The organism is Acinetobacter sp. YH12131 (genome assembly GCF_013418635.1).
Taxonomy (GTDB): domain Bacteria; phylum Pseudomonadota; class Gammaproteobacteria; order Pseudomonadales; family Moraxellaceae; genus Acinetobacter; species Acinetobacter towneri.
The window spans coordinates 220,386-238,259 of record NZ_VPBQ01000001.1 but is presented as its reverse complement, the minus strand read 5'-3'; the positions used below and the strand labels follow the sequence as shown (position 1 = coordinate 238,259).

The following is a 17,874-nucleotide window of genomic DNA, read 5'->3' as shown; positions in this document are numbered from 1 at the left end:
GTCATTGAATGAGCTATTGTAAAACGAAACACAAATAGAAACATAAAAAAGCCCAAGAGTTTTGTCTTGCTTTAGTTACAATACAAAATATGTTTTGATATTGGCTAAATATGAGCAATTTGAGAAAGTTATGGCGCAGCTAAAAGAAATTATTCAATGGTGTGATCAAACTTTAAATACACATGAATTTAAAGATTACGCGCCCAACGGTTTACAAATTGAAGGTAAGTCTGAAGTTCAAAAAATTTTATGTGCAGTGACTGCCTCTCAAGAGGCTATTGATGCTGCTATTGCCCAAAATGCAGACTTACTGTTAGTACATCATGGCTATTTTTGGAAAGGCGAACCTTACCCAATTACAGGCATGCGCGGTAAACGCATCAAAAGTTTAATCCAGCATGATATTTCTTTGGTGGGTTATCACTTACCGCTCGATTCACACCCAAGTCTAGGCAATAATGCTGCCATTGCTGAATGTTTGGCATTAGAAAATTTGCAAGCCCTAGACCCGAGTGAACGTCATCCTATTGGTAATATTGGTTTTTTAAAGCAAGCCATGAGCGCAACCGAATTTCGTGACTATCTCACAGCGCGTTTAGGCTTTAAAACCATTCATCTTCCTGCCGAAAAAAGTCAGATTCAAAAAGTAGGGTTCTGCACGGGTGCAGCACAAGATTTTATTGGCAAAGCGGCAGAACAAGGTTGTGATGCCTTTATTTCGGGCGAAGTCAGTGAACGCACCTATTATGAAGCCAAAGAACTAGGCGTGCATTATTATGCTTGCGGACATCACGCGACTGAGCGCTATGGTGTACAACGACTCGCAAAAGCTATTTCAGAACAGTTTAATATTGAGTATAGTTATTTTGAATTAAATAACCCAATTTAATACACCGTTTCACCCAACGATTTCACTCAAATGACATCTGTGTTTAACATAGTCTTTAGATGTATACATTCGAGTCTTATTCTGTATGGTTATTTATACCTAATGCGCAATTTGATCTCGAAATCTATTACAATAGAGCCACTTAATGTTAAAACCCAGCAAAATGCAAGGAATTGAAAACATGACAACCATTACTTTACCGGCTTTACCATACGGTTACGAAGATCTTGCTCCACACATCAGCAAAGAAACTTTAGAATTCCACCACGACAAACACCACAACACTTATGTTGTGAACCTGAACAACTTGATCGCGGGTACGGAGCTTGAAGGTAAAACTTTAGACGAAATCATCAAAGCAACTGCAGGCGATGCAGCTAAAGCTGGTGTATTCAACAACGCAGCGCAAGTTTGGAACCACACGTTCTACTGGAACTGTATGGCGAAAAACGGTGGTGGTAAAGCTACTGGTGCTTTGGCTGCTAAAATTGATGAAGCTTTCGGTTCTTACGAAAAATTTGCTGAAGAATTTGCTGCTGCTGCAACAACTCAATTCGGTTCAGGTTGGGCTTGGTTAGTAGCTGACGAAGTGAATGGCAAACTTTCTATTATGAAAACTTCAAATGCTGACACACCAATGGCGCACGGCAAAGTTGCAGTATTGACGATTGACGTTTGGGAACACGCTTACTACATCGACTTCCGTAATGCACGTCCTGTTTACATCAAAACTTTCTTAGAAAGCCTTGTAAACTGGGATTACGCAAATGCGAAATACGCAGGTCAAGATGCTGGTGTAGAAAAATAATTTCTATTTTTCTGTAGAAAAACTGCTCTTTATGGGCAGTTTTTTTATTTTTGCAGATGAAATGAATATTTATAAAGCAAACAATACATTTCTGATGATGAACGTGTTGACGACTTAAACTTTCATCCCTAAAATGCCCCACAGATTCTCCAATAGCTCAGTCGGTAGAGCGACGGACTGTTAATCCGCAGGTCCCTGGTTCGAGCCCAGGTTGGAGAGCCAATCTATTCTCCCATAGCTCAGTCGGTAGAGCGACGGACTGTTAATCCGCAGGTCCCTGGTTCGAGCCCAGGTGGGAGAGCCAAGATTCTAAAAATCCCACGCAGTATGACGTGGGATTTTTTTTTGCAATTTTTATTGTTTTTATAGTGGATATGATGTTCTAAACGAATGGAACAGGCCTCACTCTCCCCTTAAATCAAAATTAAAACCATACAGTGAAGATCGGGCTATCCCCTCTTGTGATGACTCTATTTTTTCGCTAACTTAGGTTCATCAACAACAATAAAACTTGAAAGCCCATGCAAGCGCCTTGGTTAAAATCCCTGATTTTTTGGACAATTCTGATTGTGGTGATTTTTGCAATTTTTCAATGTACGCAAAAATCTGAAAGCAATAAAACTGCTGCGACACTCATGTATGAACGTCTGTATCAATGCAGTCGTGATCTGAACGCACAACAACAAGCCACCTTAAAACAAATTCAAAGCCAAGTGAAAACAGAAATGACTCAGCTAGAGATGCTGCAATTAATTAACTTATGTCGTAAAACCAACCCACCACAGACACGCGAAGATTATATAAAAGCCATTCAAGCACTCTAAAAACTGCGTTGAAACAAAGCTAGATGATTATTTTTAAAGCAGTTAATCTATAATTACGGTTTTTTTTCAATTCCAGCTTGACCAAAAACAGATACCCACATAGAATGCGTGTCAGATTCTCCCATAGCTCAGTCGGTAGAGCGACGGACTGTTAATCCGCAGGTCCCTGGTTCGAGCCCAGGTGGGAGAGCCAAAATTCTTAAAAAACCCACGCATTATGACGTGGGTTTTTTATTCCTGCTGTTTAGGGTCTAACGACACCGCATCATCTATGTTTGAATCCAGTCAATCGACTTTCTTGCTTATTGGCAGCTTGGCTAGCCTTGCCCTGTTTATCTTAATTTTTAAGCAATTATTTTTCCCCAAGAAAAACTTTTATCCTAAACCGATGATGACTGCTTTTGAACGCAGAATGTTTATGCGTTTAAAACAAGCTTTTCCTGAGCATCACATCTTGGCGCAAGTGGCGTTTAGCGCATTAATCACCAACAACCACTATAAAATTCGTGCGCTGTTTAATCGTAAAGTGACTGATTTTGTGATCTTAAATGCAGAAATGCAGGTCATTGCAATTATAGAGTTAGATGACCATTCACATATTGGCAAAGAACAGGAAGATGCAGAACGGGATGCAATGTTTCACGAGGCAGGTTATCGCGTTGTCCGATACACCGAGATTCCAAGTATCAGACAACTACAATCAGATTTGAGTTGAAATCATCAACTCGATATTAAGGTGTAGCTTCTGAAGCAGCTTGTGTCTGACCCGCCTGCTTCGCTTGCTGTGCTGCAGCTTCACGCGCTTCAATACGCGCAATAATTTCTGCCTGCTGTTGTTTATATTTTTCCTGATTTTTGGCATCACTATTGACTGCTAAAAATGCCATGCTGACCAAAAAGATAGGAATCAACAAACCTAAGCTTGCCAAGATAATCATCTTTTTTAGACTTGGCTTTTTTTCAGGACTTTGCTGCTCAGACTGTGACATCATATATTCCTATTTCAAACGCATCAAAATGAAGCTCAATATATCAAAATCGAGTGTAGGCACAAAGTTTCTTGTGGCTTTTGCACGTTTATTCATCTACTACTTTCTTTGAATCAATCAATAGATAAAAAACCACAGCCTGCGTACAAGCTGTGGACAGTTCATAAACAAAGTATTGCTGAACAGTCAAAGCTGTCTATTTAATACATAATTGGATTTGCGACAAAACCTGTTTCAAACACGCCAAATGGTCAAAATCTGCAGATGGCGTGTCTTGCATCCGCCAAGCCACATAACCATCTGGGCGTACAAGCACTGCACCTGCATCGGCAATTTCAGACTTTTGCTGCCATGTTGCATACACATCTAGATGCTCATGCGCACCAATCTGAATCACATCTAAATAGGCCAAGTTGAGTTCTGCTGCAGCCGTTTTCCATGCTTTGCCTGACAAACCTGTCAGCAAGGTAAAACGACCTTTACCGACAATATCTAAAGTTGAATGTTTATGACCTTTGGCATCAATCAACCACGTATGTGGGACTTTTGCACCTGGGCGTGCAGTGGCTTGCAAGTACAATTGCGGGTCTTGTAAAAACGTTTCAGTGGTAGTTTCAGCAAGCATGGCATTAGATACATAACGCTGATTCAACTCCACTCCCTGCGCATTAAACTCATAATGTTTAATTGCCAGTGCCTGATACAATTTTTCCCGAATTTGGGCTGCTTCTGCGGTTTCTGCAAAAATAAGATCCAGCATTTCAGCTTGTGTGCTAACGCCATCATCAAAGCCAAAAACTTCTTTTAGATGTTTATAATCAAAGCGGGACTGGTTAGCACGCGCGACAATTTGCTTACCTACAGGCGCACGTTCATCACTGTATGATGCCAAGAGTTCAGGCGTTGCCCAACCTTTCACCGCATAAGCCAATTTCCAACCAAAATTGAAAGCATCTTGCATACAAGTATTAGAACCTAAACCACTCGAAGGTGGATGACGATGCACGGCATCTCCACCACAGAATACCCGTCCAACCGAATACTGGGTGGCCCCAGTTTGATTGACATACCAATAGGATACTTTTTCAATTTCAACTTCTTGGATTTCTTCGCCCACAAAGGCATTCAAACGTGCGCGAACTTGTGCTTCGGTTACCTCAGGCTCACCTTTGCTGATGTCAAAACCCCAGCCCATAATCCATTCATTCCAAGGTTGAATGGCACGTAACAAGCCCATGCCCAAGTCACCAAAACTGGCTTCAGGATTGACAATCCACTGTAAAATTGCAGGTCGATGCGCCACATATTTACTCAAGTCGGCTTTAAAAGTCACATAAACTGTACCCGCACGTGCCATTACACCTTCTAAAGGCAATTGCAATTCTTCAACCACTTTAGAACGCGCACCGTCCATCCCCACCAAATACTTGGCACGTAAACTAAATTCTGTATTCGTGATTTTATTCTGAAAAGTTGCGGTAACTCCATGTTCATCTTGGGTATGTGATAAATATTCGGTATTGAAATTATAAATTGCGCCACGCTCGGCTGCATTTTTTACCAATAATGTTTCCATTTTTGGCTGAATTAAATCGACAAAAGGACATGGACTGCCTTTGATATAATCACCGTGACGTTCATCACCTGTTCCCCAGCAACTCATACGTGCAATTTCTTCACCGACCAAACTGGTGGTAAGCAAACTTTCGCCCATTTGTTGCCACGGTGTTGCAATGGCTTTAACTTGTTCTTCGATACCTAAATCACGTAAAACTTCCATCGCCCGTTGATTGGTAATATGTGCACGCGGGCTATTGGCTAACCAGTTAAACTGGGTGAACAATTGTACTTTGATGCCATAATTCGCCAAAGCTAAGCCAAGGGTTGAACCCGCTGGCCCCGTACCAATTACCAAAACATCGGTATCGTAATGTGTCGACTTACTGGACTCCTTTCACTGCCAAATCTGTTGCAAACATCTTGCGCTGCAGTGTAATCCAGTCAAAAAGTGCGCCTATTTGTATGCGTATAAACTATAGATGGATTGGTTTTAGCACTAGTTTGGCTTTGTACTGAATTTTTTGACCGATATGCAGAATGCTGTATCGGCAAAACTGCTTTGGTTTACAATTGCGGTAGACAGATGCGGGTTGATAGGCAAAGCGAATGGAATTGAGGCATTTACGTTATTTTGCTGCAGTTGCAGAAGAACAAAGTTTCACCAAAGCAGCAGATAAACTCTTTACCGCGCAACCGTCTTTAAGCCAACAAATTAAAGATTTGGAAGAAGAAGTCGGTGTAAAATTACTGGATCGTTCTGCGCGACAAATTCAATTGACCGATGAAGGTCGTGCTTTTTTACCCTATGCCCTACAAGCCATTGAAAACTCAAAATTAGCCATTGCTTCAGCGCGTCAAGTTGCCCATCAAAAAACTATCAAATTCATATTGGTTTGTTGAATGTAGCGGAGCTAAAAGTTCTACCATTAATTTTGGAACGCTTAAAATGTGAAATTCCTGATTTGCAAATTCACATTCAAAGTCTGACTTGTTTGGAGCAAATTCAGCGTTTAAAAAATGCTGAACTCGATTTAACTTTTACCCGCTATGCAATTACACATGAAGATTTTGAAAACCTGCATATTTTGACCGAAAAGATTTATTTGGTGTCGGGGCAAAAGTCTGTGACGCATAAAACTTGCTTGAGTGTGCAAGATGTAATGCAACACAATTTAATTATGTGCGAACAAAATGCCTCGCCTGTTTTTTATGAGCACGTCACCCACGCCATTCCTGTGGAGCAGATGCCTACAGAACGCTTGCTTTGGGTAACCAATGTTTTGCAGCATATTAATTTAATTAATCTGGGCATGGGCTACAGCTTTGTGCCTGAATATTTATTACGCTTTTTAGCCGATCATGTGGTGATTTTAGATACCAATTTTGAAGTGCAAGCTTTAAATTTATATGCCAATTATCGTAAGCAAAATCAAAATCTGGCTTTGCAACTTATTACTCAGGAGTTAAAAAGGGTTTAGTCGCAAATGGTTTAACAAGAAAAATACGGCAAAAATATCTATAAAAAAAGCATCTGACCAGCAATATCATCAGATGCTTTGTTAGATTTTTTATTCAATGAAAGGGTTTACATTAAAGCCAATACAATTCCCACAAAAATAATCAGCCCTACCCAACGGTTATGACGAAATGCCCAAAAACAGCGTTGCGGGTCTTTATCTTTGGTTTTACTCCATTGGTATATAAAGTCTGCAACCACAACCAGTAATGCCGCTAAACCAAACGGAATCAGTAAATTTTCTAACCACAATGCCGTACCAATCAAAAGTACACTGCCCGCTTGCAACAATGAAATAATTTGAATGTCATAGCGACCAAATAAAATTGCGGTAGATTTCACCCCAATTTTCAAATCATATTCACGGTCTGTAATTGCATATTGAGTGTCATAAGCCACAGTCCACGCCAAATTGCCAAAATACAATAACCAACAAGTAAGATCAGGCGTTGCACCTACAGCGGTATAAGCCATAGGGATAGACCATGAAAATGCCGCTCCCAAGAACACTTGCGGTAAATGAGTGTAGCGTTTCATAAATGGATAAATAAACGCTAAAAATAATGCCCCAAATGACCAATAGAAAGTTTCAATTGGTAAAAATAACAACATGGCTGCGCTTAGTGCAACCAAACCTAAGAATACATAAATGGCTTCTTTGGCACTAATCACACCCGTGGCTAAAGGACGTGTTTTGGTACGCTCTACATGACCATCTACCTTACGGTCAGCAAAGTCATTAATGGCACAGCCTGCAGCGCGCATAAAAATTGTGCCCAGAATCATAGGGATTAATATCCCGATAGACGGCATGCCCTGATTAGCAATCCACAAGGCCCACATGGTTGGCCAAAACACCAGTTCTGTGCCAATCGGTTTATCGAAACGACACAAATAATAATATGCTTCTAAACGCTCACGCCACGTGATCTGCTGTGCCAATGCCATACCAATCTCGTATCTTAATGTTGTTGAATAAATTGCTCAAAACGCGGTAAAAAAGTTTCTTGCACAATAAATTTACAGCCATGCCAAGTATAGCAACTCTGTCGTGTCCAGCCTTCATCGAGCAAAACCACACGCCTTTGACACAACGGATTGGTACGCTGAAATAAAAACCAGCCAATGGGTTTATTGCCAATATGCTGAAATAAACGGGCTTTGCTTTGCAAACTTAGAATCGGAAAAATACTTTTGGCTTTGACCCATGGCTGTTCATCACACCCATATAAATAGCTTTCACGCACCCATGAAGTGTGCCAATGTGGCATTTGCATCCACTGGGCATCTTGTAAATTTAAACGCTGAAAAGATTGCTGCAGTGGTTCAACTTTAAATTGTCCGCCTGCGAGCTGAGTCAGTTGTTGGGTCAAAGAACCTGCTGCATATAGCCATGTTTTTAATTCAGAAGGCAGATTTTCCTGCTTGGGAAAAATAGGCTGTGTTCGCATGTTCCGCCACCTTAACAAGATAGCCTAGTGTAGCCCAAATTTAGGCAAAGTTTTGTGACCGATGGCGCAATTCCCTGCAATTATCCAAAAAAAATTAAGCGAATTCTTATATTTTGATAAAATCCATGCCAACTTAAAACCATGATTACCCAATCTAAAACAAAAAACCCGCCGAAGCGGGTTTTTCAAACTTGAGATTTTCGATGTCTTACAAGCTGTAGTACATATCAAATTCAACTGGGTGAGTCGTCGTGTTCAAACGACGTACATCTTCAGTTTTCAATTCGATATAAGCATCAAGCATGTCTTTGGTGAATACACCACCTTTTAATAAATAGTCGTGATCTTCTTTCAAAGCATCAAGCGCCATTTCTAGGTTGTGTGCCACAGTTGGGATTTTCGCTTCTTCTTCAGGCGGAAGGTCATACAAGTTTTTGTCTGCAGCTTCACCTGGGTGAATCTTGTTTTGAATACCGTCAAGACCTGCCATCAACAATGCCGCAAAACCTAAGTACGGGTTCATCATTGGATCAGGGAAACGCGCTTCAATACGTTTGCCTTTCGGGCTAGACACGTAAGGAATACGAATAGATGCAGAACGGTTACGCGCTGAGTAAGCCAACATAATTGGTGCTTCAAAGTGCGGTACTAAACGCTTATATGAGTTGGTCGATGGGTTAGTCAACGCGTTCAAAGAGCGGGCATGTTTGATAATACCGCCAATGAAGTACAACGCCATTTCTGACAAACCTGCGTATTCATCGCCTGCGAATAAGTTTTTGCCATCTTTAGAGATAGACATGTGTACGTGCATACCTGAACCGTTATCGCCTACCATTGGTTTAGGCATAAAGGTTGCAGTTTTTGCATATTGATGCGCAACGTTCCAAACTGCATATTTGAACTGTTGCACTTCGTCAGCCTTACGCACCATAGTATTGAAGCTCACACCAATTTCTAACTGGCAAGATGCAACTTCATGGTGATGTACTTCTACACGACCAGGCCCCATGATTTCTTCAATTTTTGCACACATATCTGCACGCATATCTTGAGAAGAATCTACTGGTGGTACTGGGAAATAACCGCCTTTCACACGTGGACGGTGACCTGAGTTACCAGCTTCGTAGTCTTTACCTGTAGACCATGCAGCTTCTTCAGCGATTAATGTGTGGCGCGCGCCAGACATATCGATGTCCCATTTTACTTCGTCAAATACAAAGAATTCTGGTTCTGGGCCAAAAAAAGCAGTATCACCAATACCTGTCGATTTTAAGTATTCTTCTGCACGGCGAGCGATTGAACGTGGGTCACGGTCATAACCTTGGCCAGTTGAAGGTTCAATGACATCACAAGTCACAACAACTGTCGGCTCAGCGAAGAACGGGTCGATAAAACCTGTTTCAGCATCTGGGCGTAAAATCATGTCTGACGCTTCAATGCCTTTCCAACCAGAGATTGAAGAACCATCGAACATTTTACCGTCTTCAAATGTATCTTCATCAATAGTGTCTGCTGGGTAAGTCACGTGTTGCTCTTTACCTTTAGTGTCTGTAAAACGGAAATCGACCCATTTTGCGCCACTTTCTTGGATGAGTTGAAGGACCTTGTTCGCCATGCTCATTTTGCTCCGATGTTTTTTGTTGCACCCGAAAGTGCGTGTTAGTAGTTGGCAGTTATAAAGCAATTAGCGTACCAACTTTTAAAAGCAAAGCTAAAACCATGAATTCCGTATGAGAATACATCATTTAAAAAATTGCTTTGTCGCTATTATACTGTCAGAAATATGATTTGCACCATATTCAAACACTGTTCATTTGATTTGATTTAAAACTGCAAAATATAGCACTATTTTGGTGCATTTATGTTTTTTTTCTGTTGAATTGTAGATCAAAAAATAGCTCAACCTGTAACTACGCAGCCATTTTTGCGGTGTTATGCTTGGTCCAACAATATTAAATACATTTTATTTTTTATTGAGCAAAAATAATAAAATCGTTTAACAATTCTAAATCTGCATTCTTTTGAGCAACCCGATTGAAAATACCTTTACTACACATTTGTATTTTCTATCGATGTTTTGCAATCAAACTGCCTGACGTGAACCGCTATTAACATGCGCCATGATGCTACTTTTTAGCGCATTTTTTACGTTATCTATAAGTGTGAAGCTAAAATATGACTGCTGAATGACCCTGCTTGATCAAGTGATCATTTCTTTCAGATCAAACTTGAACAATGTGTAATAAGCTTTGAAAATCTATGAACTGGTGAATGCGCTGATAAGCTTTAACAGGGATTATCATATAAATAGTCCGCAGAAAATGCTTATTATTTGCTATGATGATAAGTGCTTTCTTATTCCACCTTCTTTTCGACAAGAAAAATAAAGTCCTTTCTCATTATAGGCGCAGGAATAAAGCAAATTATCTCAGACTCTTTAGCACTTAAAGTGTTCAATTTTCAATAGGTTAGCTCATGCTTTTAATGATCGATAACTATGACTCTTTTACCTACAACATCGTCCAGTATTTTGGCGAGTTAAATCAGGAAGTAAAAGTCGTTCGTAATGATGCCGTGACATTAGAAGATATTGAGCGATGGCAACCCAAGTATTTGGTGATTGGCCCAGGCCCTTGTTCTCCATCTGAAGCAGGGATTTCTATTCCTGCAATTCAGCATTTTGCAGGCAAAATTCCGTTACTGGGCGTGTGTTTAGGACACCAAAGTATAGGACAAGCCTTTGGTGGAAACATTGTGCGCGCTAAAACCGTGATGCATGGTCGTTTATCGGATATGTACCACAGCAACACAGGTATTTTTAACAATCTGCCTTCACCATTTTCTGCAACCCGTTACCACTCGTTGGTAATTGATCAAGCAACCTTGCCAGATTGTCTGGAAGTGACATGCTGGACCAAAGAAGCAGATGGTTCGATGGAAGAAATTATGGGCGTGAAGCACAAAACTTTGCCTGTTGAAGGCGTGCAATTTCACCCCGAATCGATCCTGAGCCAACACGGTCATCAAATCTTTAAAAACTTTTTGGAAATTTACGCATAATGAGCGAGTCAAATCACATGAATATTCAACAAGCACTCAACCATATTACAAAACAAATTCACCTGACTCAGCCTCAAATGGAAGATGTGATGCGCGCGATTATGTCGGGCGAAGCAACAGACGCTCAAATTGGTGCATTGATGATGGGCTTACGCTTAAAAGGCGAAAGCATTGATGAAATTACTGCTGCTGCACGTGTAATGCGTGAATTTGCCATCAAAATTGATGTCAGCGATATTCCTTACCTCGTAGATATTGTTGGTACAGGTGGCGATGGTCAAAACCTATTTAACGTATCTACCGCCTCTTCCTTTGTCATTGCAGCTGCAGGTGCAACCATTGCCAAACACGGTAACCGTGGGGTTTCAACCAAATCAGGCTCATCTGACTTACTTGAGCAAGCAGGCATTAATCTTGATTTAAACATGCAACAAACTGAACGCTGTATTCGTGAAATGGGCGTAGGTTTCTTGTTTGCACCGAATCATCACAAAGCCATGAAATATGCGGTTACCCCGCGTAAAGAGTTGGGTATTCGCAGTATTTTCAACTTGCTTGGGCCATTGACTAACCCTGCGGGTGTAAAGCGTTTTGTCATTGGGGTGTTTAGCAATGAATTATGCCGCCCGATTGCAGAAGTGATGAAACAGCTCGGTGCTGAGCATGTCATGGTGGTGCATTCTAAAGATGGTTTAGATGAAATTAGCCTTGCTTCGAGCACTTATGTTGCAGAACTCAAAGATGGTGAAATTACCGAATGGGAACTTACCCCTGAAAGCGTGGGAATTGAATCTCAAACTTTAACAGGACTGATTGTAGAAAACTCTGCTGAAAGCTTGAGTTTGATTAAAGATGCTTTAGGCAAAAACAAATCAGATAAAGGCGAAAAAGCGGCCAATATGATTGCACTCAATGCGGGTGCGGGTATCTATGTTTCGGGTCTAACTACAAGCTACAAACAAGGTGTCGCTTTGGCACATGACATTATTTATGGTGGACAAGCTTTGGAAAAAATGGGCGTGTTGTCTGAATTTACCAAAACGCTCAAACAGTACGAAGCATAAAGCAAATCAGGAAGGTGCATCATGGTGGATATTAGCAATACCATTTTAGGTAAAATTGTAGAACGTAAAAAAGAAGAGTTTGCCGAGCGTTTAAAACAACGCAGTTATGCAGACCTAGAACAATTGGCACGTGCAGCAACACCTGCACGTGGCTTTGCACAAGCCTTGCATAACAAACGCCCAGCGGTGATTGCGGAAATTAAAAAAGCATCACCATCTAAAGGCATTATTCGTGAAAACTTTGACCCTGCCGAAATTGCACAGCAATATGAAGCCGCAGGCGCAGCCTGTTTATCTGTGCTGACTGATGTCGATTTCTTTCAGGGTGCAGATGAAAATATTCAGATTGCCCGTTCACACTGTAACTTGCCTGCTCTGCGTAAAGATTTCTTGATTGATCCGTATGGTGTGGTAGAAGCACGTGCCTTACACGCAGACTGTGTGTTATTGATTGTGTCTTGCCTATCTGACCAACAGTTGGAAGAAATGTCGGAAACGGCTTTTGAACATCACTTAGATGTGTTGGTTGAAGTGCATGATGAAAATGAATTGGAACGTGCTTTGAATCTTTCAGAGCGTTGTATTTTAGGGGTCAATAACCGAAATTTAAAAACCTTTGAAGTCGATTTAAACACCTCATTGCGTTTAAAAAACTTGTTGCCGCCTGCGCGTTTATTGGTCACTGAAAGTGGTATCGCCACACCAGAAGATGTCCGCATGATGCAAGACCATGAGATTCACAGTTTCTTGGTCGGTGAAAGTTTTATGAAACAAGCACGTCCTGACCATGCCTTTACGGCACTGTTTGGTCAGCCTGAAAATCTATAATCCAATTTGAAATACCATGAGTAAACATGATTCTTCGCTTTCTAAAGAACAGTACAATTTACTAAAATCTTTTAAAAAGCAAATCACTCAGCCTCATACTTCAAGCATTGCCAAGCCGTCTGAACCCAAAGTTCAGACGCCTGAGCAACAACAGGAAGATGATCTCGCATTGTTTCGTCAGCAAATGCAAGGCGTTCAAAAAATGGACGCAGGCAATATTGCAAAAATCGAACACACTGCCAAGAAAAAACCAGATGCCCAAACGCTGGCCAAACGTGCAGCAGCCATAGGCCCTATGGAAACCGATGATACCTTGCTGTCCGATACGCAAGCCATGCTTAACCCTGTGGGCAGCCAAGCTTCGCTGAGCTATCGCATTGCAACTTTGCAACATAAAGTCTTTGAAGATTTAAAAGCAGGCAACTTACGCTGGTTTGAAGCTGTTGATTTGCACGGTTGTACGGTAGAAGAAGCGCGGGTAGCCGTTTTGCAAATCATTCAAATGGCTAAAGATGAAAACCAGAACGTGATTAAAATTGTGCATGGCAAAGGCCCTGAAGCCATTTTAAAAACTTATGTAAATGGCTGGCTGCGTCAGCATCGTGATGTTTTGGCTTTTGTGAGTGCGCCTGAAAAACAAGGTGGCACTGGTGCAGTTTTAGTGTTGCTTAAACGCAGCGAAAAGAACCCAAAGTTTAAACAGTAATCGGTTTCATCTTTTAAACAAGGCATTGCAATAGTTTTCTGTTACAATGCCGACCTTGTTCAATATCAGTGTAAGTGAACACGTCTTATGTCTATGCAGCAATCCTACGCAAACATCCTAACCGCCGTTGGTGAAGATCTTAATCGTCCAGGTCTAAAAGATACGCCGATGCGTGCTGCTAAAGCTTTTTCGTATTTAACTTCGGGCTATAGCCAAACCTTAGCCGAAGTGACCAATAATGCCGTATTTCCATCCGACAACCGTGAAATGGTCTTGGTGAAAAATATTGAGTTCTACTCACTGTGTGAACATCATTTATTGCCATTTTATGGTCGCGTGCATATCGCCTATTTACCTGAAGGTAATGTTTTAGGCTTGTCTAAATTTGCCCGTATTACCGAAATGTTTGCACGTCGTTTGCAAATTCAGGAAAATCTGACTCAGCAAATTGCGGAAGCTGTGGCTGAAGTGACCAAAGCACGCGGTGTTGCTGTGGTGATTGATTCAGCCCATATGTGCATGATGATGCGCGGTGTAGGCAAACAGGAATCGACCACACGTACCGTATCTTTTGTAGGTGACTTTAAAACAGATAAAGAAGCCCGTCGTGAATTTTTAAGTGCGGTGCCTGAGAGTTTTTAAATTGTGGCTAAGTTCCTCAATCAAATAAAAAATCCCGAAATTTATGTTCGGGATTTTTGGGTTTTAGATTAAAAAATTAGCTTGATACATCTTCAGATTCAACCTACAGACACATTGTTGCGTCCATTATTTTTTGCCATATACAAGGCTTTATCCACTTCTTCAAAAAAACGTTGATAGTCTGGATGCCCATCATATTCATGCACACCTATACTAATGGTAAAGTTAAATTCTTCACCTGTTGATGTTTTTAATGTGGCTTTTTCGACACGTTTACGAATATTTTCAGCGACTACCAAGGCACGATCAATGGTGGTATCAATCTGTAACAGTAAAAATTCTTCGCCGCCAATTCGGAAGGCATAGTCACTGCCTTTTGCATATTGCAAAATCACATCAGCTAAAAACTGTAATGCATCATCTCCTGCTGCATGTCCATAACGGTCATTGATTGATTTAAAATGATCGGCATCTATCGCCAACAATGTTAAAGGCGAATTATTTTTTCGTGAAAAATTAATTTCACGGGACACGATGGTATTTAAATAACGGCGGTTGAGCAGTTGAGTTAAGGCATCATTGCCTGAATTGATATATTCAGACACCTGAAAAATTTGATCGACTAAATGCAAAATTTCACGATTCTTGGCACGAATGGATTGAATCATTTCAATTGCCTGTGCCTGACTTTCACATTGACCAATTTTCTGAATTAATTCATCCACCTGATAAATAAATTCAGTAATAGCTTGTACTTGTTCCGAACTTGAAAATGCATAAGCCGCTTTATGAATAAACCATAAACCAAATTCTGTTTTAGATAAAATCGGTTGCGTCATTTTGGTGTGATCGGACACCACCTGAAACATCAGTTCATTTTCCCAATCCAGCAAAGTTCCGCGTTGTCGATCTTTGTGCACGGCAACATCTTGCATGGCAGAAAATAAGCGATAGGTATGTTTCATATCATTATGTACTTCGACCTTCATTTCATAAGATCGGCACATAATTTCTGTGGCAAAGCATAAAATTTGGCTTAAATAATTAAACTGATTTAAGTTGCTATTGGCTTCTGTTGCAAAAAACTCAAAAGCCTTTTTTATAATAACGCGCACACCACGAATAATCAGCCAAGATGGAATTTGTACACGTGCATGCACATCGCCCACTTTAAATTGCTTTTCTACAATCTCGTTATAATTGTGTTGAAACGGAACTTCAAAACTGGAAATTAGCCACTGATATAAAGAGTTTTTTAAGCGATTCTTCACCATCTCTGCAGACAAAAATTCTGTCGCATGTTCTTCAAGCAACATTTGCTGATAGAACTCGATCACAAAATCTTCTGCATGTGCTTGAATAAACTGGAATGTCGCTTGCAAATCTTCTGGCTTAAATTGCTCGCAAATTGACTTCCATTGCTCTGCAAGCTCATGCGTACACTCTTGATACATCCACAACAACCCAGCCAAAAGAAACTGCTAAATTTTAACGGGTTTCACCAGCAACTCAACTTGTTTAGCTGGTTTTTTACAATTCAGTATAAATTCAACAGCTCTTTAAAAAAAATGCACATAGCCTAAACTGGTCTTGTTCCAGTCCTGTTTGTCCTGTTGTTGATATTCCCAACCCAATCGCAACACATGCTGCGGGTTGAGTACATATTGCAACTGGCTGTTCAGCTTAAATTGCCATTGGTGACGATCTTCCCAATACGGTAATTCAAGCTGAACCAAACTATTCATGCGTGCTGACCAGATATTTTGACAACCCAGTGTTGGGCCAATTCCAACACGCCAGCCTTTGTCTAAAGCCTTACCCGCTTGCACATGATTTTGAATTTGCACATAACACAAATGTTCACGCGCTTGATTAGCCACGCTATAACCAAACTGTGTTTTTAAACTTAAAACACCATGCTGTTCCGTTTCGCTAAAAGCCCCGTGCGAATTCAGGGCTTCTTGCTGCCAACCCAAATTAAAGCCCCAACTAAGTGGTGTTTTAAATGCGGTCATTGGGTTATAAGAGTTCACCGAGAGTAAATCTAACTGATTCAGTTTTAAGCGGTCTTCACGATATTGCACAGAAGCTTCTAAAAAGTTGAGTTGCGTCCCTGTACGAAAACCACCTTGCGGATCAAGTAAGTCATGGTAAGCCTGTCGATGACTCAACTCTACAAAATGCTCGCCTTGCACCTCGCCAGTACGCACAGCAAAGCTTCGTGCATGATGCCCCTGCACAGGATCGACCTGAGGGCGTGCGACATCCTGACGTTGTTTTTCTAAATTGATCTGACTTCTTAAACTTAAAATTTGTCTCAGTCGCGGTTGTGCAATTTTGGCTTCAATTTTGCGTCCAATCAGTTTCAGATACAAATCGTCATAAGCCATTTCCAGAATTTTAGCTTGATCGATTTGGCTGTGATTTTGCAAAACTGCCGCCACATTTTCAGGTTCTGCTTCGGCCACTTGATGGGCAGTTTTTGCCAACGCTGTGCCATGTTGTCTAGCTTGCGCCAATAACTGAGTTTCCAAAGCAGGACGATAGACAACATCTGCCACTAAATTTTCCTGCTCTACAGCTTTTAGTGTTTCAATTGGAATAGATGCGACTCTAAACTGCTGCTGTAAATTCAGCTCAGGGCGCACCAAATCCATTAAACCCAATAAGCGATAGGCACAATTATCACTGATAAAATAATACGGAAATTGCACATGCTTCATTTCCCAAATGTGCTGCACCAAAAATGTGGTTTCCTGCTCATTCAGTGCCAGTTCATATTCCCACAAATCTCGGCTTTCTAAATCGCCATATTCTTTTACTTTGCGGTAATACGGCATCAGTGAATATTCACCCGGATATTGCCCTGTAAGTCCTTTCCATGCATAAGACCAACCTTCGCTGCCCGTTACCGTTGCTGCATAATTGACAGCATAAGAAATTAAATTCAGTTGTTTTTGATCTTTTGGGTCTAAGCGCAATAAAGTATGCCCAAACATAGAACTTGGATTGCCCATAAAGTCTGTGGCATAAATCAGCACTGCTTTATAAGGTTTAATTTGTCCAATCCATTCGTCCAATTCAGGACATTGCACCTGTGCCAAATCTTGTTGAGGAATTTGTAATTGTTCAATTAACCAGCGGCTACGTGCAGGAAATTTACACTGCACCGATTGATTGGCAGGCGCTGTTTCAAATAATGCCTGCACATTGCGAAGTAACTCTTGGTTTAAATTGCTTCCGCCTTGTTCCGACACAAAATAGCCTGCATATTGCACTTCACTTTTGCCTTGCTGCGCATACATTAAACGCTGCCAAGTCACCTGTTCTGCCAAGTGTAGGTCTTTGGCTTTTTGCACATAATGTGCGGAAGATATTGCTAATTTATTTGTATTTTGTACTGTAGAAGTGGCTGTAAGTGGCTGAATCTGTATTGGAGATATTTCAGGAGATAACGCAAAAACCGTAGGAGATAAAAAAACTAAACTACTTAAAATAATGGATTTCATGGACATTTTATAAATTTTATATACA

Annotated in this window: 16 protein-coding genes, 3 tRNA genes and 1 pseudogene; 13 read left to right on the top strand and 7 right to left on the bottom strand. The window is 40.8% G+C overall.

Features of this window, described 5'->3' with window-relative positions; translation table 11 throughout:
- Positions 1-130: 130 nt before the first annotated feature.
- From FTU66_RS01170 to FTU66_RS01140, 7 genes are all read left to right on the top strand, one after another.
- The gene (locus tag FTU66_RS01170; protein ID WP_004971895.1) at positions 131-889 is read left to right on the top strand and encodes a Nif3-like dinuclear metal center hexameric protein; all 759 of its coding nucleotides are present in this window, start codon (positions 131-133) and stop codon (positions 887-889) included.
- A 181-nt stretch (positions 890-1,070) separates the two neighbouring features.
- Positions 1,071-1,697 carry a superoxide dismutase gene (locus FTU66_RS01165; RefSeq protein WP_026438302.1) on the top strand — a complete coding sequence of 209 codons (627 nt, stop codon included), beginning with the start codon at positions 1,071-1,073 and terminating at the stop codon, positions 1,695-1,697.
- Positions 1,698-1,843: 146 nt separating this feature from the next.
- Positions 1,844-1,919: transfer RNA gene (locus FTU66_RS01160), tRNA-Asn, on the top strand.
- Positions 1,920-1,925: 6 nt separating this feature from the next.
- Positions 1,926-2,001: transfer RNA gene (locus tag FTU66_RS01155), tRNA-Asn, on the top strand.
- Between the two features lie 217 nt (positions 2,002-2,218).
- A complete protein-coding gene (locus tag FTU66_RS01150) occupies positions 2,219-2,521 on the top strand; it encodes a hypothetical protein (RefSeq protein WP_180112183.1) in 303 nt (100 codons plus the stop codon).
- 117 nt (positions 2,522-2,638) lie between these two features.
- Positions 2,639-2,714 (top strand) — tRNA-Asn (locus tag FTU66_RS01145).
- A gap of 78 nt (positions 2,715-2,792) precedes the next feature.
- Positions 2,793-3,236 (top strand): DUF2726 domain-containing protein, encoded by a 444-nt coding sequence (locus FTU66_RS01140; RefSeq protein ID WP_180112182.1) that lies wholly within the window; start codon positions 2,793-2,795, stop codon positions 3,234-3,236.
- Between the two features lie 16 nt (positions 3,237-3,252).
- On the opposite strand, the gene FTU66_RS01135 is transcribed toward FTU66_RS01140, so the two are convergent.
- Both FTU66_RS01135 and FTU66_RS01130 read right to left on the bottom strand, forming a co-directional pair.
- Positions 3,253-3,510 (bottom strand): hypothetical protein, encoded by a 258-nt coding sequence (locus FTU66_RS01135; RefSeq protein WP_096900950.1) that lies wholly within the window; start codon positions 3,508-3,510, stop codon positions 3,253-3,255.
- A 196-nt stretch (positions 3,511-3,706) separates the two neighbouring features.
- Positions 3,707-5,425, bottom strand: a complete 1,719-nt coding sequence (locus tag FTU66_RS01130; protein ID WP_180112181.1) for an FAD-dependent monooxygenase — start codon at positions 5,423-5,425, stop codon at positions 3,707-3,709.
- 251 nt (positions 5,426-5,676) lie between these two features.
- Between FTU66_RS01130 and FTU66_RS01125 the strand changes: the two are divergent.
- A pseudogene (locus FTU66_RS01125) lies at positions 5,677-6,548 on the top strand (LysR family transcriptional regulator).
- A 107-nt stretch (positions 6,549-6,655) separates the two neighbouring features.
- Here the strand turns inward: FTU66_RS01125 and ubiA are convergent.
- From ubiA to glnA, 3 genes are all read right to left on the bottom strand, one after another.
- Entirely contained in the window at positions 6,656-7,534 is an 879-nt protein-coding gene (gene ubiA, locus FTU66_RS01120; RefSeq protein WP_178318581.1) for a 4-hydroxybenzoate octaprenyltransferase, read from the bottom strand.
- 14 nt (positions 7,535-7,548) lie between these two features.
- Positions 7,549-8,037 (bottom strand): chorismate lyase, encoded by a 489-nt coding sequence (locus FTU66_RS01115; protein ID WP_131261596.1) that lies wholly within the window; start codon positions 8,035-8,037, stop codon positions 7,549-7,551.
- 208 nt (positions 8,038-8,245) lie between these two features.
- Entirely contained in the window at positions 8,246-9,661 is a 1,416-nt protein-coding gene (gene glnA / locus FTU66_RS01110) for a type I glutamate--ammonia ligase (protein ID WP_180112180.1), read from the bottom strand.
- A gap of 854 nt (positions 9,662-10,515) precedes the next feature.
- Here glnA and FTU66_RS01105 point away from each other — a divergent pair.
- The 5 genes from FTU66_RS01105 to folE all read left to right on the top strand — a co-directional run bounded on the left by FTU66_RS01105 (position 10,516) and on the right by folE (position 14,340).
- Positions 10,516-11,100: an aminodeoxychorismate/anthranilate synthase component II gene (locus FTU66_RS01105; RefSeq protein WP_218949269.1), complete on the top strand. Its 585-nt coding sequence runs from the start codon at positions 10,516-10,518 to the stop codon at positions 11,098-11,100.
- 17 nt (positions 11,101-11,117) lie between these two features.
- Positions 11,118-12,164, top strand: coding sequence for an anthranilate phosphoribosyltransferase (gene trpD, locus FTU66_RS01100; protein WP_004971918.1), 1,047 nt, complete (start codon positions 11,118-11,120; stop codon positions 12,162-12,164).
- Positions 12,165-12,185: 21 nt separating this feature from the next.
- Complete coding sequence (gene trpC, locus FTU66_RS01095) at positions 12,186-12,992, top strand: indole-3-glycerol phosphate synthase TrpC (protein ID WP_104853201.1); 807 nt, start codon at positions 12,186-12,188, stop codon at positions 12,990-12,992.
- A 16-nt stretch (positions 12,993-13,008) separates the two neighbouring features.
- Positions 13,009-13,698, top strand: a complete 690-nt coding sequence (locus FTU66_RS01090; protein ID WP_104853200.1) for a Smr/MutS family protein — start codon at positions 13,009-13,011, stop codon at positions 13,696-13,698.
- A 93-nt stretch (positions 13,699-13,791) separates the two neighbouring features.
- Positions 13,792-14,340, top strand: coding sequence for a GTP cyclohydrolase I FolE (gene folE / locus FTU66_RS01085; protein ID WP_171062567.1), 549 nt, complete (start codon positions 13,792-13,794; stop codon positions 14,338-14,340).
- Between the two features lie 98 nt (positions 14,341-14,438).
- On the opposite strand, the gene FTU66_RS01080 is transcribed toward folE, so the two are convergent.
- A complete protein-coding gene (locus tag FTU66_RS01080) occupies positions 14,439-15,794 on the bottom strand; it encodes a diguanylate cyclase (RefSeq protein WP_180112179.1) in 1,356 nt (451 codons plus the stop codon).
- A 105-nt stretch (positions 15,795-15,899) separates the two neighbouring features.
- Positions 15,900-17,849 carry a DUF4105 domain-containing protein gene (locus FTU66_RS01075; RefSeq protein ID WP_179990135.1) on the bottom strand — a complete coding sequence of 650 codons (1,950 nt, stop codon included), beginning with the start codon at positions 17,847-17,849 and terminating at the stop codon, positions 15,900-15,902.
- Positions 17,850-17,874 lie beyond the last annotated feature (25 nt).

Coding starts and splice junctions, on each gene's coding strand:
- FTU66_RS01170 (WP_004971895.1), top strand. CDS start 131: ATGGCGCAGCTAAAAGAAATTATTCAATGGTGTGATCAAACTTTAAAT.
- FTU66_RS01165 (WP_026438302.1), top strand. CDS start 1,071: ATGACAACCATTACTTTACCGGCTTTACCATACGGTTACGAAGATCTT.
- FTU66_RS01150 (WP_180112183.1), top strand. CDS start 2,219: ATGCAAGCGCCTTGGTTAAAATCCCTGATTTTTTGGACAATTCTGATT.
- FTU66_RS01140 (WP_180112182.1), top strand. CDS start 2,793: ATGTTTGAATCCAGTCAATCGACTTTCTTGCTTATTGGCAGCTTGGCT.
- FTU66_RS01135 (WP_096900950.1), bottom strand. CDS start 3,510: ATGTCACAGTCTGAGCAGCAAAGTCCTGAAAAAAAGCCAAGTCTAAAA.
- ubiA (WP_178318581.1), bottom strand. CDS start 7,534: ATGGCATTGGCACAGCAGATCACGTGGCGTGAGCGTTTAGAAGCATAT.
- FTU66_RS01115 (WP_131261596.1), bottom strand. CDS start 8,037: ATGCGAACACAGCCTATTTTTCCCAAGCAGGAAAATCTGCCTTCTGAA.
- glnA (WP_180112180.1), bottom strand. CDS start 9,661: ATGAGCATGGCGAACAAGGTCCTTCAACTCATCCAAGAAAGTGGCGCA.
- FTU66_RS01105 (WP_218949269.1), top strand. CDS start 10,516: ATGCTTTTAATGATCGATAACTATGACTCTTTTACCTACAACATCGTC.
- trpD (WP_004971918.1), top strand. CDS start 11,118: ATGAATATTCAACAAGCACTCAACCATATTACAAAACAAATTCACCTG.
- trpC (WP_104853201.1), top strand. CDS start 12,186: ATGGTGGATATTAGCAATACCATTTTAGGTAAAATTGTAGAACGTAAA.
- FTU66_RS01090 (WP_104853200.1), top strand. CDS start 13,009: ATGAGTAAACATGATTCTTCGCTTTCTAAAGAACAGTACAATTTACTA.
- folE (WP_171062567.1), top strand. CDS start 13,792: ATGCAGCAATCCTACGCAAACATCCTAACCGCCGTTGGTGAAGATCTT.
- FTU66_RS01080 (WP_180112179.1), bottom strand. CDS start 15,794: ATGTATCAAGAGTGTACGCATGAGCTTGCAGAGCAATGGAAGTCAATT.
- FTU66_RS01075 (WP_179990135.1), bottom strand. CDS start 17,849: ATGAAATCCATTATTTTAAGTAGTTTAGTTTTTTTATCTCCTACGGTT.